Origin of the sequence: Nakamurella flava, assembly GCF_005298075.1 — a bacterium.
GTDB lineage: Bacteria > Actinomycetota > Actinomycetes > Mycobacteriales > Nakamurellaceae > Nakamurella > Nakamurella flava.
Genome location: NZ_SZZH01000001.1, coordinates 2,228,517 through 2,243,104, shown reverse-complemented (window position 1 = coordinate 2,243,104; position 14,588 = coordinate 2,228,517). Strand labels below are relative to the sequence as shown.

Sequence of the window (14,588 nt, the reverse complement as noted above, 5' to 3'; positions counted from 1 at the left end):
TGCGGTCTCCTTACCGATCCATCGCGACGAGAACCTGGCCGCTTGCGGCGGCCTCGACCGCCACGCCGACCCGGTGCGCGGCGTTACCGCCGCCGAGGGTGGCGACTGCCCCGCCGGCGGCGGGGACGACGAGGTCGCCGGCGGCGATCGAGCCGCTGGCCAGCAGCTTCTGGAAGCCGCCCTTGGTGACGACGACCTTGTCCCCGGCGGCCGTGTCCTGGCGGGCGACGCCCAGCCAGTTGGCGGTCGAGGCCGTGGTCGGGCTGACCGCGCCGGCACCGGACACGTACAGCAGCTGCTTGCCGGTGATCGCGGCGCCCGCGGTGAGGGTGACGTCCTGACCGGGCTTGAACTTCGGAAGATGGTCGACCATGGCCTACTCCTTGATGTCCCAGCCGACCGCGGCCATGGCCTGGTCGTCTGCGGTGTTGGCGATGAGGGCCTGCGCGCTTCCGGCGTGGCCGCGGGGACCGTCCACCGGGACCGCGGATCCCGGGTCGAACAGAGCCAAATCCGCGGCGGCGCCCTCGGGGTCGACGCGGAACTTGTTCAGCCAGTGGTCCCGCCGGCCACCGCCGATCCGACCGACGGCGATGGCCTCGTCGACGACGCGGGTCTGCTCGTCCTGGAGGCGCTGCGCCTCGTAGGCGTTGAAGCGGGCGGCCGACGCCTTCAGGCTGTCGAGCACCTCGCTGTCGACCAGCACGGCGCCCTCGGGCAGCGCGGCCCGAGGGGCCTGGGTGGAGGTCTGCGCGCGCTCGTTGAGCGCCTCGTCGACGGCGGCCAGCAGGCCGTCGTCGTCGAGGACGGCGTCGGCGGTGACGCCGAGCCGCGCACGCAGACCCTGGATGAGCTTGTCCGACATGGGGTCGGCTCCTTCCGTGGGGGTGGTGGTGTCCGCCGGCTCGGCCGGAGGTCTGTAGGTGGCGGCGGCCTTGGCCGGCAGCCACGGTGTGGGGGCGTCACGCCGTCCGGCGTGTGCGAAGACGGCCAGGTCGAAGTCGTCCTTCGCGGCGGCCTTGGCCGGTTCCGCCGGGAGCGACGCGACACGATCGGCCAGGCCGGCCTCGACGGCTTCGTCGGCCGAGTACCAGGTCTCGGCCCGCATCGCGGCCCGCCAGTCCTCCGGCTTCCCGCCGGCCTTGATGGCGTACAGCGACGCGATGTTGTCGCTCAGGTGGCCGAGCAGGTCAGCCATCGCGGTCATGTCCTCGACGTTGCCGATGGCCATGCCCCACGCGTCGTGGATCATCAGCTCGGCGCCGACGCCCATCACGACCTCGTCGGCGGCGGTCGCGATGTAGCTGGCGGCCGACGCCGCGAGACCGTCCACGTAGGCGGTGGTGCGGGCCTTGTGGGTGCGGATGGCGTTGGCGATGGCCAGCCCGTCGAACGCGTCCCCGCCGGGGGAGTGGATGTGGAAGTCGATCGCGTCGGCGTCGACCTCGGTCAGGTCCCGGACGAATTGCGAGGCGGAAACGCTTTCGCCCCACCAGGAATCGCCGATGTCGCCGTAGATCAGGACCTGCGCCGGCTCGGAACCGCTGGCCTCGTTGCGGATCTCGTACCACCGCTGACGGGCGTTCGCCCGGATCGCGCGACGTCGGCTCACGTGAATCTCCTCTGCTGCTCGGGTGGCGCTTCGCCCGGCGGTGCGGGGGAGGCCGGCGGGGGCGACGCCGCTGGCTGCTTGGCCTCGCGGGCTGTGCTCGGGTCGAAAGCGGGCAGGCTGAACTGCTGCCGTAGGTACTGCTCCAGCCGGTCGTCCGGCGTGAGCGCGCCGCAGTCCATCAGCGCCTTGATCCCCTCGGCGGTGATGCCGCTACCGATCTCGTCGAACACCAGCCGAGGGGCCGGCTCACCCGCGGGCCAATTCCAGTCGACGATGTCCTCGATCACGTGATGGTTCGTGACCGCCGCAATGTCCTGCGCGACGGTCTGCAGCGACAGGGTGAAGAAGTCCGCGAACGTCGACCCCAGCGCCCACGAACCGGTCTGCGTGCCCAGGTTCAGGAAGTGCGCGAGCACCGCGCGGGCGATCTGCTCGTCGTAGTAGCGGATCACCTTCTCTGCGTCCGGGAGAGTCCCACTGACACCCTTCATGTCGAACGCGCCGCCCTGACGCATCGAGATCCCGGAGTTATCCCCAGCCCGGACCCCGGCGGCCAGCTTCGCGTTGGCCGCGACCTCGGCCTGCTCCCGCTGATACCGCTCGTTCCCGTCCAGATCGTCCGAGTAGTCACCGGCCACGATGACCGGCACACCGAGACCGTTCCGCTCGATCGTCTGCGCCTGCGTCCGCAGCGCACGGTCCTTCAGCAGCCAGAACTTGTAGGCCGGCCGCAGCAAGCTCTGGCCGGCCCAGTTCGCGCCCTCACGGTCGTTGACGTACACCGCCAGACGATCCACCGGGATCCGCGCGGTCGACTTCCCGGCGATGCCGTGCTGCTTGATGGCGACCAGGCCGCCGTCGGCCGCGACCTCGAACTCGGAGATCGTCTTCGGTGGCCGCCACGCGAGCTTGCGCAACCTGGCCCGGCCCTGCTCGTCGAACCGGGCGACCTGCTCGAACGGGGAGTGCCCGAAAACCAGCATCAGCAGCGCCAACCGCAGATGCTCCGCCCACGAGAACCGGTCCTTCGTCCGAGGAAGCGGCGCCGGGTCCTGCCCGACGATCGGCAGACCCAGATCCTCGGCGACCAGCTGGACGACCTCCGGCCGCGCCCCCGCCGGGTCGATCCGCCACGGCGTCCGCCGAATCGGCAGCGTCACCGCCCGCAGGACCGACATCACCTGCGCGTCCTGCCGCCGCATCCGGTCGTACACGTCCCGCGACCGCGGCCACACCAGCTCGGGTGTCTGCTCATCGTCGAGCTGACCCCACCAACCGCTGCGGTCGTTCGTGTATCCGGCCTCGCCCTCGGGGGGAATCGTCACGCGGTCCTCCCTCAGAAGCCCATCGTCGTCAAGTCGTCACCACGCGCCGTCGGCGCGGCGGCCACCACCGCGGCCGGCGGCGGCGGAGGCGGAGGCGCCGGGGCCGGCAGCGACGCCCACCAGGCCGCCAACGTCGCGGCCTCGATCGCGGTCGTGTCTGCCGTCGATGTCCGCCGGCCCCACGTGCTCCGGTCGCCCACCAGGCGGGGCACCGCGCCGTTCGCCGACGCCGTCAGGATCGAGTCCTTGTCGTGCAGCAGGTCGCCGTCCTTGACCAGCGTCAGCAGCGCGTCGAACGCGTCGTAGACCTGGGCGCGGGTCGGCTCGACCAGCCGCTTCCGCAGCGCCGCCTTCAGCGCTGGAACCGCTACAGCGGCGGGGCCGCGCGGGTCGACCAGGCACTTCACGTCCGCCGGGACCTGCTCCGGCAGCCAGTCCCACCCGGGCCCGTGCGCCAGCACCTGCACATACACCCGGGCACCGACCACGCCCACCCCGACCACCGCGGCCGCGTCGAGGTTGACCGACACCGCGACGGCCACGGCCAGCAGACGGGACCGCTCGGGCGTCGGCCCGCCGCACGCCTCCCACCGGCCAGCGCCGAACACCTCCGCGACGCCCGGGTCGTCCCACCACCCCAGGCGCTCCCGCGCCCACTCCAGCGGGATGGCCGCGAACGCCTGCCGTTCGTCGTCCAGGTACTCCTCGGTCAACGTCGTCCCGTTGGCCCGCACCCGGCCCAGGAGCGGGTTCGCCGCCCGCCGGTTCTCCACCTTGTCCAGCGCGCACCCCGGCGTGTGCAGCGCGTGCTCGCACCCGTCGATCGCGCACCCACCGGGCGGCGCGCACCATTCCAGGTAGCCCAGCCGGCCCGGACGGTCCGACCGCCCCCGGTCGCGGATCGCCCGCAGGACCGTCGACCGGGCCATCCCGGCCGACGACGCGTACGCAATCTGCGGGTCCGGCTTGGCCGACACCGTCGGCAGCAACGACGCGACGTGGCCGGCCTGCAGCGCGAACGCCTCGTCCAGAATGACCTTGTCACCGGAAAGGCCACGGCCGCCCGATTGCGTCCGCGCCTTGAATATCAGGCGACTACCATTCAGTAGGTGAATGGACTTGTCATTTGACGAGTCATAAATGGCTTTGACCTTTCGGGAAAACCACGACGACGAATCAATCAGCGCCACCATGTCGCGGTGCGCCTCGCGCGTCGTCTGGAACTCGTGCGCCGACCAGACCGTCAGCTCGACAGCAGTCAGGAACAGCCAGCCCATCGCCGCCATCTTGAACAGTCCGGTCTTCAGGTTCTGACGAGCGCAGACCACCGCGAACTCGAACACCGCCGACTTGCCCCGCTTGTCGACGCCGAACATCATGTCCAGCGCCAGACGCTGCTCCGGGTCCGGGATCAGGCCCACAGCCTCGTTCAGATCGGCCACCTCGGGCCCGAACGTCGTGACGTAGCTCGGTTCGGTCCGGTACGCCGGCGGCACCAGCTGAAACTCAGCCGGCATTGAGCCTGGCCATCTTCGCCTCACGCCGCTTCGTGACCTCGTCGATCGGGTCGCCCTCGATCGCCACGCCGTCGAGCGCCTGCGCCATCACCGTGCGCAGCTCCTTCGAGATGGCCGACAGCGACGAGCCCGTATCCGGGGACACCACCCGCATCCGCTGCGCGAGCACCAGCGCCTGCTGGCCGAGCACCGTGTCCAGCCGGCCCGCGTCCTGCAGCTCCCGCTGAACCTGCGCCACCAGCCCCTCGCCGGCGACCAGGACCACGCCTCCCGAAGCCTTCGGCTGCGCCGCCGCCGGCTGGCCCGCCGAATTGATTCCGGTCGCCGTCCTATTCCGCGACGCGCGCGTGCGGCAATTGCCGCTGCAGTACTTAGCCGTCGACTTTCTGGCCTCGAATTGCGTGCCGCACTGTTCGCATTCTTTCAATTGCACGACACGCCTCACTCTCTCGAATTAGGCTCGATAATCGCCCCGCGCGACCTAATTCCAGGGTGAATTAATGCGGATCGAATAGTAATAGAATGACAGGAAATGAATTGAATTGCTTTGTAACGTTACCTGGGCGCCGTGCGTGGATCTGACACGACAGGTCTCGTCCGTCTTTTTCGGGTCCGTCGAATTTATTCGGCTCGCTGTTGTCCTGAAACGAATTGAAATGCTTTGTGCGGCAACGCATTTCGGTCGGGCAGGCAGGGCCAAATGCGTTGCGATACAACGCATTTCGACGCCATTCCTAGCGGCGATTGGCGATCGGCTCGCACCATTCCCGAATGGTCATCGGCTGCACCTGCGACGCCGCACGCGCGGCCCGGGCCCCGGCCGACCGGTTGCACGGCACGCACTCCGGTCCCGTCCAGTCCCGCCGATCATCGGTGTGCCCGAGGTCCCACGGCGTCGCCGACGTGATGACCGTCAGGCACGGGCCCGCGTGGTGCGGGCAGTCCCGGTGCTCGCACGCGCACGGCACCGTCTGCCCCGCCGCCAGCAGGTCCGACCACCGCTGCCTCAGCGCCCGGTGCTCCACCCCGTAGCCACGGCTGACGGTGGTCGCCGGCTTGCTCGGCACCGGCAGCCGCGGTGGGTGAACGACTGGCGCAGCGACGACGTCGCCGTACGAGCCGCCGTCCACCGCGTCGCTCAGGTCGGACCGGTCGCTGGCGAACCAGTCGCGGATCCCGTTGAGCTGGAAGTCGATCGGCGCCCGGCCCCGGCGCCTCACCCGCTCGACACACACGGCCTCGTCCGTATCCATCACGACCACCTCGGTCGGATCGCACAGCCGGCGGGCCGCGGCCCGGGCGGTCGCCGTCGCGCCGGTCCGGATGACCACGCACTTCGCGGCCGGGGCGAGCGCCGCCGTCTCGACCGCCTGCCGGAACCGGAAGTCGTTGCCGCGCCACCGCTCGTCGTCGAGGTCGAAGACCGGCAGGCCGAGTGACCGGGCGAACGTGGACTTCCCCGACCCCGGCGGGCCGAGCACGAGCACGACCCTGCGGTCCTGGTGATCAGCCAACGATGACCACACCTCCGGGAACGACTGAGCCCGGCCATCCGAGGGACTGGCCGGGCTCCGGGTACAGCTGTGCTGCTGGCAAACAGTGTGACACACCGTTGCGTTACGCGTTACGCAACGGCACCCGGCGGTGTGTCATCCGGGTCCTCGCGGTAGATGATGCGGCCGTACGGCACCGACGGGTCAGGGGCGGCGGTCGTCTCGTCCACAACTGCGAGCCGGTCCTGGCTGATGATCTGCCTCAGCCGCTGCGTCGTGACCAGTACGCCGTGCTCACCGCCAGCCAACGCCTGCTCGCATGCGCGCTCGATCAGGGCGGTGCGCCGACGGCTGATCGTCCGGACGTACTGGTCCATGCTCGCGCCCATGTCGTCAGGCATGGCTTGCTCCCTTCCTCATCGCGGATCGTCGCACCTCGCCGTGGACCAGGTCGAGCAGGTCGGCCACGCGGAACAGGTCGACTCGGTCCGCGACGTCGCACCCGCTGACGGCCAGCCGGCCGCGGCTTACCCACTTGCGGAACCGGGTGTCGCTGACCTCGACGCCGTACATCGACGGGAGGATGGCCAGCGCCTGCCGCTTGGTCACCAGCTTGTCCTCGGCCGCGGTGAGCATCGCGCCGCGGCGGACGGCCACTCCGGTCACGACACGCTCACACTGCCGGCATGCCCCGATGTCCGACGTCGGCGCGGCGTAGATGTCGCCGCCGCAGACCTCGCACCGGCCGGCCAGCTGCTGCGACGACGACGGCGCGTTGATCACCCGCCGGGCCTGGGCCACCGCGCCGCACACGTCCCACTTGATCTCGTCGGCCCGGGCATGACCACGGACGAAGTCGATCCGCTCGAGCAACCAGGCGCCCATCGCGGTGATGGTGTCCTGCGGCCACGGGCCGAGCACGGTGCCGGTCGGACCGAGGTTCAGAGTCCGGACCGACTTGGCCAGCGCGTCCCGAAGTTCGATGCGGGCCGCCCCGGCGCCGAGGTCGAGGGGCAGCGGCACCGATGACGAGCGGCCGCCGCCTCGCGAACCGTTCCGACCGGTCTTGGCCATCGACGCCATGAGCTGGTCTTCGAGGCCAGTCCACCAACCTCGCTGGTCCTCCCACGGCAACGTCTGCCGACCGCCCGTCGTCAACGCGGCAGGAGCGCGGCGGCCGGCGATGAACGCCTGCACCGGTGTGAGCCGAGGAGCGATGTCGAGCAGCGCACCCCGGAGTTGAGCTGTGCACTTCCGGCAGAGGAGGTGGTCCCTGGACTCAGCTCCGCAGGACGGGCATGCGTGTTGGGTGGGTGGTTCAGCCATGCCGGGATCTCCCCCTACGTCGTGAGCGCCTACTGCGACCAGCAGGCGGTGCGCTGCCCTTCCCATCCCCGCCCGGCCCGTCCCGACCAGAACCGACCAAGCCCCTACCCGACCCGTCCCGGGAAACCCGGGTTTCAGAGAGCTGCTGATCCGTGGTTATCCGGTGATCGGCCGGTGATCCCGGCCCCGCGTCCCACTCCAGGTGCACCATGGCCGGCGCGCCCGCGGTTGGGCGCTCATCCGCTGAGTCGCGGGTGCCCGGAACGCGACGCGCACGCTGGCGCGGGTTCGGCGCGGTACCCGGCTGGGGGCCGGGTCGCTCGGGCGCGGCGGTACCCGACTGGCTGTCGGGTCGCTCGTCGTCGGCTGTCGTGACGGGCACGGGGATGCCCAGGTGCTTGTGGATATAGGCCGCGGTGACCCGCGAGTAGAACCGGTCCGACGGGTGGGGTGGGGGATTCAGCTCGACGTCCCAGCCCTCGCGAGCCTTCTGGCGGGAGCCGTTGCAGTGGCGGCAGGCCACCACGATGGTGGTGACCTTGCCGGGCTTCCCTGCGGCGAGGGCTTGGTCGTCGAGGTGGTCAAGCTCCCCGACCCGGGCCGACCGCTTGTCCGGTGAACCCCAGTAGGTGATCACCCCGCACCAGCGGCACGCGTCGCCGTCGCGGAGACGGACCTCGGCCCGGATTCGCGGGTTCGTGTTGTCCCGCTGGCGTTGCCGGTCCCGTGCGATCTCGGCGGCCGACCGGTTGTGCGCGATGTCGGTGGGTAGCGTCAGTTCCCACTCGGTGGGCTGGTCGGCCAGGTTGGCCGTGACCTTCATCAGTCCGAGACTCACGCACCAGCCGGCCATTTGCTGGCCGGCCTGCTCACCACCGGCCAGCAGCACCTGGCCCAGGTTGATCTTGTAGTCGGTGTTGTGGGCGGCCGACTCGGTCACCAGGGACTGCACGAACCCCTTGACCATCGCGACCATCATCCCCGACGTCACGAACATCTCCCGGTTGCCCAGCACAGCGGCAGCCTGAAACCCCGGATGACCAGACCACTGATCGCCCGTCCGAGACCACGCCACGCCTACCCCACTCCCATCAGATCGCCCTGCATTACCCGCGCCAGCTCGGTCGACCTCAGTCGTAGCTGGCGCTCGTCAGGGCGGTCGAGATGGCCTCGCCGACAAGGCGGTTCAGCCGGGAGTTCTCGTCGGTCAGGGTGGACGCGATGGCCTCGTTGATCCGGTCGCGAAGCTGCTGCTGCAGCGCCGGGTTCTGCTCGACCATCTCGACAGCCAGGACGCGGCACGCCGCCTGCATCGCGTCGTATAGCGCGGCTTGCAGGGGCGTGTCCTGCTTCGGCCGGCCGGTCCAGTCCTTCTCGACCTGCATCAGCCGGCCGATCGCCACCGCGATGAACTGCTCGCGCTGCTCGTCCGTGATGTTGTCGACGATCGACTTCGTGACCAGCGCCGTCAGTGCCTCGCCATCCAGCTTCAGCTCAGTCCCTGCCATGTTGTCCAGATCCCTTCTCAGCTCGTCTGATTCGTGTCAGGTGGGCCGGGAGCCGCTCGTGCGGCTTCCCTGACCACCGGTTGATGCACGGGCCGCCCGGCGCGGCGCCGCATTCCTCGCAGGCCACTGACAGGGCCGTATTGCGAGTGAGGGCCAGGTCGACCCGCGCGCCGACTCCTGGGCGTGGCGGGCCGCTCACGGGTCCGTCTCACGGGCATGACGCCGGCACAGCTGACCGATCGCCCGGGCGTCCAGGCAGCCCAGGACGATGCACAGCGTGGTCATCCTGGTCGGCTGGTCCGGCAGCACCACCGGGCCGCCGGCCGCGGCCACGGAGCGCTGACGGTCCCGGAACGCACGCTTCCGCGCGGCCTCGCGCGACTCCGTCATCGCGCGCCGTCGCAGCGGTGATCGCCCCACCGGTCACCCGCAGCCAGCCACGAACGACATGTAGGGCACTGCGTCGGGCGCTCGATGATGAAGTCGGCGACCGCCGCCGCGGCCAGAGCGGCCAGGGCATGCACCGGATCATCAGGGCCGTCGTCGCCCACCACGAACACCTCAGCCACGGCCGGCGCCCGGGATGACAGTCGTGGCCGGACACGATTGGGGCAAAAGGAGCGAATCGACCCGCGGCGCGACCAGCTCGATACCTAGATTGCGTCGATGACTGATCAAGACTTGGCGCAGCGCATCGAATCCCTGAGCAGCAGAATTGGCGACGACCTGCGGGACCTGCTGAGCAACGTGCAGGACCGGGGTGACGAAGCTCGGAGCGGTGACTCGGCCCTGTTGAGAGCGATCTCCCATCTGACGGACTGGTCGCGGCTGAATACCGCCGCGATCAAGGAACTGACGGACTTGACTGCCGAGCTCAGCCGGCAGGCCGCTCATCGCTGATCACCTCCGGGCACGGGCAGCCGACGCAGATCCCACCCAGAGCCGCACGGTGGCGGGTGTGATCGCCGTAGGTGCAGTCCTCGCACGGCGGCACAGGGGCGGGCGCGGCCGCGCCGTCAGGGTGTCGCACGTCCCGGCGGGCCGGGGCCTGGTTCCGCGCCATGAGTCAGTCCTCCTTGGTGGCCGGCGGGCGGAGCGCCGCGGCCAGGTCAGTCAGGTCGGTAACCAGGGCGCCCGGCGGGGTCGGGTGGCTCAGCGAGATGTCGTGCGTCACCGGCTCCCAGGACTCGCGGATGCCCTGCAGGTACACGTCGGACTCGCCGGGCATCGGGACCATGAGGCCGACGAAGTCGTCACCGCACAGGACCAGCAGGGCATCCGACACCGCGGTCGGTTCGATGGACAGCACCGCGCCGTACGCCTTGCCGGCCACCACGAACCGGCCGAGGGAGACCGCCGGCACCGGAATGCGGTACGGCAGGTGGCCGGCAGCGCGGACTGCTGCGCCGACGGCGCGGCCCAGGTCGGGGTAGTCGTCGGCCAGGGGCACGGCCTCGAACCGCACCTGCCGGCCCTCGAACAGTCCGGAGACGTCCGTGGCCACCAGAGTCTTCCCGTCGTGGACGAGCTGCAGCTGATGCGCCACCGGGGCGTCCTTGGCCACCCGGAACAGGGTCAGCAGGTCTTTCGCGTCCTGCGGGCTCAGATCGAAACAGCCGACCTCGCCGCGGGTCTCGTTCGCAGTCACCAGGGCGAGCGCGGTGGTCCATCCGTCGGTCGCCCCGACCGTCACACCGTCAACGCCGACCGTCAACCGCAGCCGGTAGTAGACGCTCTCGTCCGGGTCCGTCGCCGCGTGCGGCAGCACCGCAGTCAGAGCCGCCCGCAGAGACCCCGTCGACACCGTCACGTCGAACTCAGTCATGCCGTCCCACCTCCTCGTCCGTTCCTGTTCCGCTCCCACGCCACCCAGCCGGCCAACACGCCGACCAGCAGCACCACCTGCACCAGCGCGTCACCCACGACGTCGACCCGACTTCCTCGCCGCGGCGGCCGCCGCTGTCCGAGCGACTGCGCGGGCCTCCGCCTCGCGGCGGGCGTCAGCGAGTTCGTGCGCGTCCAAGTCGGTGTCGTCGAACGACACCGGCCGCGGCGGCTGCGGGACATGCGGGGCCAGCTCGCCCCACGCCGCCCGCGACGCCTCATCCAGCTCCGTTCCGATTCGGGCCATGCCGTCCGCCGAGTTCTGCAGGAACGCCTGCGCTGCCCCTCCTCTCCGGAGCAGCTGCTCCGACCGGTCGTCGATGAACCGCAGGACCACCGCGACCGCAGCCTGCGGATCGGGCGCGGCGCCCAGGTCGACAGCGAACTGCCGCTTCAGCTCGGCCAGCGCCGAGCCGCGCTCGGCCGCCGTCCCCGCGATCACGCCGCCACCCCACGGGCAGCCGCCAGCGCGCGGAGCAGCCGCGTCTGCCGGGCCGCCTCCTTGATCAGGCGCAGCCGAACCGGGTCCGTCGGATGGTGACGCGCCCAACGCTTCTCGGCCGCCGACACCGACACACCCATGTCCAGGCAAGCCAGTTCGATCGAGCCCATGCACAGCACCGACGCCCGGAAATCCACGAACCACTCCGGGGGCACGGCGTTGGCCCCGCGGGGCGGCAGCACCACCGGATCCTGGTCGACCGCGACCGGCCGTCGCGGCGGGTCCGCGGCGGCCACCGCGGCGTCCAGGTCATCCCAGACCGCGTGGACCACGTCGAGCGACACACCCACCCGGCCGGCGATCACCGACGCCGACCAACCCCGAGCCACGCCCTGCTCGATGGCCAGCCGCTCCCTCGCGGACGGGGCCGTCACGCCGGCACCTCGAACAGCGACAGCTCGGCGCCGGCCGACGCGGCCGCGACGCGCTCGTCCACCATCGCGTCCATCCGCCAGGTCAGGGCTCGCAGCTCGGCGTACCCACCGTCCTCCAGGCGTGCCTGACGAGCGCGGTTGTCAGCCTGAACCTGAGCGATGGTCCGTCGAGGATCGAACTCCAGCTCACCCGGCGGGGCGTAGACCGCCATGTACCGGGCGTGCAGGTCGCGGAACTGAGCGGCCGACTCGGACGGCCAGGACGCCAACCACTCGCGGATCCGAGGTGGCCGCACCTCGTACCGATGCGCGGCGCTGCACCGCATGCCGGTCTTGCCGCTGTACGCGTACCGACTGCACGCCGTCAGGCCCTTCTTGGTCGCCTCCCACCAGGGCCCCTCCTCGTCGTCGGCAGGGACAAGGACGTCCGTGAACTCACGGCAGATCGAACCGCCGTGCAGCTCGGGGAGATGCGGCGACCCGGCCCGCAGCGACCACGCCAGCTCGTGATGGGTACGCGCCCACATCGTGATCAGCGCCGCCTCGAACGGTTCCAGCGGGTGTTTCACTCAGACCACCCCGCCGGCGCCTCGCACGGCAGTACGCAGCCCCCGTCGTCCAGCAGCACCCACCGGCCGTGATGCAGCACCGGCACCAGCGAGCACGCCGCCCGGCCATGCCGGACCAGCAGACCCAGCTCGTACGCCCGCCGCCGGTTCAATTCCACCCAGCGGTGATGCACAGCGCACAGGCCAACCAGACGCGAGTACGACCAGCGGGTCTCGTCCCGGCCCGCGCCGCCCATGCCGCGCGGCAACCGGTGGTGCACCTCCTCGATCGCGCCGTCACACCGGCCGAACACGCAGCGGGTATCGCGCGCGACGATCAGCATTCGCGCCTGGCTCGACGCCACCAGCTCCGCACGAGCCGGACGCCACCGCGGCGCCCGGCTGCGGGGCAGCACCACCCACGACCGCAACGGAGACCGCCGCGGCGGCATCGGTGAGCGCTTCACGACGCTTCACCCTCAGCCCGCCGACGCGCGGTCCGGTCACGACGGCTCTGAGCCTCAGCCGCCCGGCACCGCGCGCACGTCGGCTCCTTCGCCCGGACGTGACGCTGGTAGCCGCTGGGGGTCCCGCATACGGCAACCTTTGGGCGGGCCAGCACCGCGACGTCGGTGTACGGACGGCGGCCACCGCCCTGACCGAACGGCGGCGAGGCCGGCGCCGGGTCCGGCGCGAACCGCCCCAGAGGCTCCAACACCGGGGCATCCTCACGGTCATCCCACGGGGGCCCGTCGAGGTCGGCCAGCACCCGCTCGACACGGGCCTGCGGGACACCCACCTTGTCCGCGATGTCGGCCGCGGTGAGGCCCTGAGCGTCCAGCTCGGCGACCTCGGCCCGCACCTCTGCCGCCCGCGTCACCACGTCACCAGCTCGTCCAGCTGGCGGGCCGCTGCCCGCAGCTCAACCCACGGGAACGGCAACTCACCCGTCTCCCGCGACGTCGACTCCAGGTGCGTCGCCCGCAGCCGGAGGAAGCTCGCCTGATCGCTGACGTCGTATCGCAGGCGAGCCAGGTGCAGCGCCTTGCAGTTCTGCGCGTGCCCGATCGCGACGGCGAACAGGTCCTCGACCGGGCCGATCCAGTCGACCCCCACCTTCCATGCACCGCAGCCGCCGCAGTCCCACTCAGCCGAGGCCGGCCGCACCAGTACCCGCGGGGGGCGAGCCGGGGCGGTCATCCGCTGAGCCCGTCAGAAACCGGCACGATCTCGCCCGCCACGATCCGCTCCCACGACGCGACAACGTCAGCGGGTACCTCGGCTCCCGTCTGCACAGCGAGCAACGCGGCGTGCAAAGCCGCCTGCGTACGGGACAACTTCGCCACCAGGGCCAGCACCACGAACCGCGGTGACGGCATCCCGGACGCGGACAGCTGCGCCGATACCCAGGCGTCCAGCGCGGCCAGGACCGCCACTGCCTCGTCTTCGTCCGACGGCGGGACTGGGCGATCAGACGAGCTGTCCTCCACCCAGGGCGCCCAGAGCTTGTCGATCGCCGCGACGACCACCGGCACCCGCGGGTCCCCGCTCACAGGTCTTCCTCGATCTCGAACGGACCGAAGTCTTCCGGTTCCTTCGCGATCGACACCTGCGGCCGAATGGGCCACGGTCGACGAACGGCGTCGGGGACAACAACCGCGGCTGTCCGCTCGAGCAAGTCCCGCAGCCGCAGGTCGGCCATCACCGCCTCGAACCCGGCCGGGTCCTCCGCCCGCCACGCCGCCACCTCGGCGGCCAGCCGCCGCTCACCCGTCCGCACTGCCACCTCACGGGCAGCCCGGTCGATGAAGTGCTCGTCATGCGACGGCACGCGGCGGAGGGCCGGCAGGGCGCGGCACAGCCGGTACACCCCGAACGGGACGCCTACCCCGGCCGTCATCGCCGACCCCGGAGCTGCCGGCGCTCGGCGCGCACAGAGAGGACCAGGGCGACACCGACAGCGATGCCCAGCAGCCACCAGCGGATCGCCGGTGGAACCGCGACCGCGGCCCACAGCACGGCCGGCACCGCCCACACGAGCGCCGCATAGACCAGGAAGATCGCCCACGCCGACGCGACCGTCATCAGGGCCACCCGCTTGCGCATCGACCACCGCGGGTAGACCGGCCCGCGATCGGCCAGCACCGTCACTGAGCGGGTCATCGGGCCACCGCCGTCAGGTGCCGGCGACGCTCGGCCGACAGCCGGCGGACGGCCGCTTGATCTCGCTGCCAGACCTCGACCGCCACCTCGCAACGGCAGGACACCTTGCCCTCGGCCAGCAGCTTCTCGGCCAGGCGCTCGATGTCCTCCAATACGGTGCCGGTCCGCTTCGGAACCGAGGCGAACAGCCCGGTCCCGAGCGCCAGCTGCGCGTGCTGAACCGCGGCGCCGAGCGCCGGCCGCATGCAGCCCTGGGTGTGCGACATGACCCCTCCAACGGGGTGAGTGGGGAAGTGGGAGGCCCCGACGGCTCGCCCGCCCCCCGACAAGGGAGCG

Annotated in this window: 25 protein-coding genes; 1 reads left to right on the top strand and 24 read right to left on the bottom strand. The window is 70.9% G+C overall.

Annotated features, from left to right (window positions below; genetic code table 11):
* Positions 1–10: 10 nt before the first annotated feature.
* The 13 genes from FDO65_RS10075 to FDO65_RS10020 form a co-directional block, all read right to left on the bottom strand.
* Positions 11–373 (bottom strand): capsid cement protein, encoded by a 363-nt coding sequence (locus tag FDO65_RS10075; RefSeq protein WP_137449167.1) that lies wholly within the window; start codon positions 371–373, stop codon positions 11–13.
* Positions 374–376: 3 nt separating this feature from the next.
* The gene (locus FDO65_RS10070) at positions 377–1,612 is read right to left on the bottom strand and encodes a head maturation protease, ClpP-related (RefSeq protein WP_137449166.1); all 1,236 of its coding nucleotides are present in this window, start codon (positions 1,610–1,612) and stop codon (positions 377–379) included.
* Positions 1,609–2,937 (bottom strand): phage portal protein family protein, encoded by a 1,329-nt coding sequence (locus FDO65_RS10065; protein WP_205849882.1) that lies wholly within the window; start codon positions 2,935–2,937, stop codon positions 1,609–1,611. Before FDO65_RS10065 ends, FDO65_RS10070 begins: the two co-directional genes overlap by 4 nt.
* A gap of 11 nt (positions 2,938–2,948) precedes the next feature.
* Positions 2,949–4,454, bottom strand: coding sequence for a hypothetical protein (locus FDO65_RS10060; protein ID WP_137449165.1), 1,506 nt, complete (start codon positions 4,452–4,454; stop codon positions 2,949–2,951).
* Positions 4,444–4,887, bottom strand: a complete 444-nt coding sequence (locus tag FDO65_RS10055) for a hypothetical protein (RefSeq protein WP_137449164.1) — start codon at positions 4,885–4,887, stop codon at positions 4,444–4,446. The genes FDO65_RS10060 and FDO65_RS10055 overlap by 11 nt, the downstream gene beginning before the upstream one ends.
* Positions 4,888–5,188: 301 nt before the next feature.
* A complete protein-coding gene (locus FDO65_RS22500) occupies positions 5,189–5,968 on the bottom strand; it encodes an AAA family ATPase (protein ID WP_205849881.1) in 780 nt (259 codons plus the stop codon).
* Positions 5,969–6,078: 110 nt separating this feature from the next.
* Positions 6,079–6,348, bottom strand: coding sequence for a hypothetical protein (locus FDO65_RS10045; protein WP_137449163.1), 270 nt, complete (start codon positions 6,346–6,348; stop codon positions 6,079–6,081).
* Positions 6,341–7,021 (bottom strand): hypothetical protein, encoded by a 681-nt coding sequence (locus FDO65_RS10040; protein WP_137449162.1) that lies wholly within the window; start codon positions 7,019–7,021, stop codon positions 6,341–6,343. Before FDO65_RS10040 ends, FDO65_RS10045 begins: the two co-directional genes overlap by 8 nt.
* Positions 7,022–7,265: 244 nt before the next feature.
* Positions 7,266–8,288 (bottom strand): HNH endonuclease, encoded by a 1,023-nt coding sequence (locus tag FDO65_RS10035; RefSeq protein WP_137449161.1) that lies wholly within the window; start codon positions 8,286–8,288, stop codon positions 7,266–7,268.
* 115 nt (positions 8,289–8,403) lie between these two features.
* Positions 8,404–8,781, bottom strand: a complete 378-nt coding sequence (locus FDO65_RS10030) for a hypothetical protein (protein WP_137449160.1) — start codon at positions 8,779–8,781, stop codon at positions 8,404–8,406.
* Entirely contained in the window at positions 8,768–8,980 is a 213-nt protein-coding gene (locus tag FDO65_RS23305; protein ID WP_420847505.1) for a zinc finger domain-containing protein, read from the bottom strand. Before FDO65_RS23305 ends, FDO65_RS10030 begins: the two co-directional genes overlap by 14 nt.
* Positions 8,977–9,171 (bottom strand): hypothetical protein, encoded by a 195-nt coding sequence (locus tag FDO65_RS10025; RefSeq protein ID WP_137449159.1) that lies wholly within the window; start codon positions 9,169–9,171, stop codon positions 8,977–8,979. Before FDO65_RS10025 ends, FDO65_RS23305 begins: the two co-directional genes overlap by 4 nt.
* Positions 9,168–9,350 (bottom strand): hypothetical protein, encoded by a 183-nt coding sequence (locus tag FDO65_RS10020; RefSeq protein ID WP_137449158.1) that lies wholly within the window; start codon positions 9,348–9,350, stop codon positions 9,168–9,170. The genes FDO65_RS10025 and FDO65_RS10020 overlap by 4 nt, the downstream gene beginning before the upstream one ends.
* A gap of 97 nt (positions 9,351–9,447) precedes the next feature.
* Between FDO65_RS10020 and FDO65_RS10015 the strand changes: the two genes are divergently transcribed.
* Positions 9,448–9,681 carry a hypothetical protein gene (locus FDO65_RS10015; protein WP_137449157.1) on the top strand — a complete coding sequence of 78 codons (234 nt, stop codon included), beginning with the start codon at positions 9,448–9,450 and terminating at the stop codon, positions 9,679–9,681.
* Between the two features lie 166 nt (positions 9,682–9,847).
* Here the strand turns inward: FDO65_RS10015 and FDO65_RS10010 are convergent, their stop codons facing one another.
* The 11 genes from FDO65_RS10010 to FDO65_RS09960 form a co-directional block, all read right to left on the bottom strand.
* A complete protein-coding gene (locus FDO65_RS10010) occupies positions 9,848–10,606 on the bottom strand; it encodes a hypothetical protein (protein WP_137449156.1) in 759 nt (252 codons plus the stop codon).
* Positions 10,607–10,696: 90 nt separating this feature from the next.
* Positions 10,697–11,107, bottom strand: coding sequence for a hypothetical protein (locus FDO65_RS10005; RefSeq protein ID WP_137449155.1), 411 nt, complete (start codon positions 11,105–11,107; stop codon positions 10,697–10,699).
* On the bottom strand, positions 11,104–11,541 hold the full coding sequence (locus FDO65_RS10000; RefSeq protein ID WP_137449154.1) for a hypothetical protein: 438 nt from the start codon (positions 11,539–11,541) through the stop codon (positions 11,104–11,106). Before FDO65_RS10000 ends, FDO65_RS10005 begins: the two co-directional genes overlap by 4 nt.
* Positions 11,538–12,110 carry a hypothetical protein gene (locus FDO65_RS09995; protein WP_137449153.1) on the bottom strand — a complete coding sequence of 191 codons (573 nt, stop codon included), beginning with the start codon at positions 12,108–12,110 and terminating at the stop codon, positions 11,538–11,540. The genes FDO65_RS10000 and FDO65_RS09995 overlap by 4 nt, the downstream gene beginning before the upstream one ends.
* Positions 12,107–12,433 carry an HNH endonuclease gene (locus tag FDO65_RS09990; RefSeq protein WP_137449152.1) on the bottom strand — a complete coding sequence of 109 codons (327 nt, stop codon included), beginning with the start codon at positions 12,431–12,433 and terminating at the stop codon, positions 12,107–12,109. Before FDO65_RS09990 ends, FDO65_RS09995 begins: the two co-directional genes overlap by 4 nt.
* 119 nt (positions 12,434–12,552) lie before the next feature.
* Positions 12,553–12,969, bottom strand: coding sequence for a TrmB family transcriptional regulator (locus FDO65_RS09985; protein WP_137449151.1), 417 nt, complete (start codon positions 12,967–12,969; stop codon positions 12,553–12,555).
* Positions 12,966–13,289: a hypothetical protein gene (locus tag FDO65_RS09980; protein ID WP_137449150.1), complete on the bottom strand. Its 324-nt coding sequence runs from the start codon at positions 13,287–13,289 to the stop codon at positions 12,966–12,968. Before FDO65_RS09980 ends, FDO65_RS09985 begins: the two co-directional genes overlap by 4 nt.
* Complete coding sequence (locus FDO65_RS09975; protein ID WP_137449149.1) at positions 13,286–13,642, bottom strand: hypothetical protein; 357 nt, start codon at positions 13,640–13,642, stop codon at positions 13,286–13,288. The genes FDO65_RS09980 and FDO65_RS09975 overlap by 4 nt, the downstream gene beginning before the upstream one ends.
* A complete protein-coding gene (locus FDO65_RS09970) occupies positions 13,639–13,989 on the bottom strand; it encodes a hypothetical protein (protein WP_137449148.1) in 351 nt (116 codons plus the stop codon). Before FDO65_RS09970 ends, FDO65_RS09975 begins: the two co-directional genes overlap by 4 nt.
* Positions 13,986–14,252, bottom strand: coding sequence for a hypothetical protein (locus FDO65_RS09965; RefSeq protein WP_137449147.1), 267 nt, complete (start codon positions 14,250–14,252; stop codon positions 13,986–13,988). Before FDO65_RS09965 ends, FDO65_RS09970 begins: the two co-directional genes overlap by 4 nt.
* On the bottom strand, positions 14,249–14,518 hold the full coding sequence (locus FDO65_RS09960) for a hypothetical protein (protein WP_137449146.1): 270 nt from the start codon (positions 14,516–14,518) through the stop codon (positions 14,249–14,251). The genes FDO65_RS09965 and FDO65_RS09960 overlap by 4 nt, the downstream gene beginning before the upstream one ends.
* Positions 14,519–14,588: the final 70 nt, after the last annotated feature.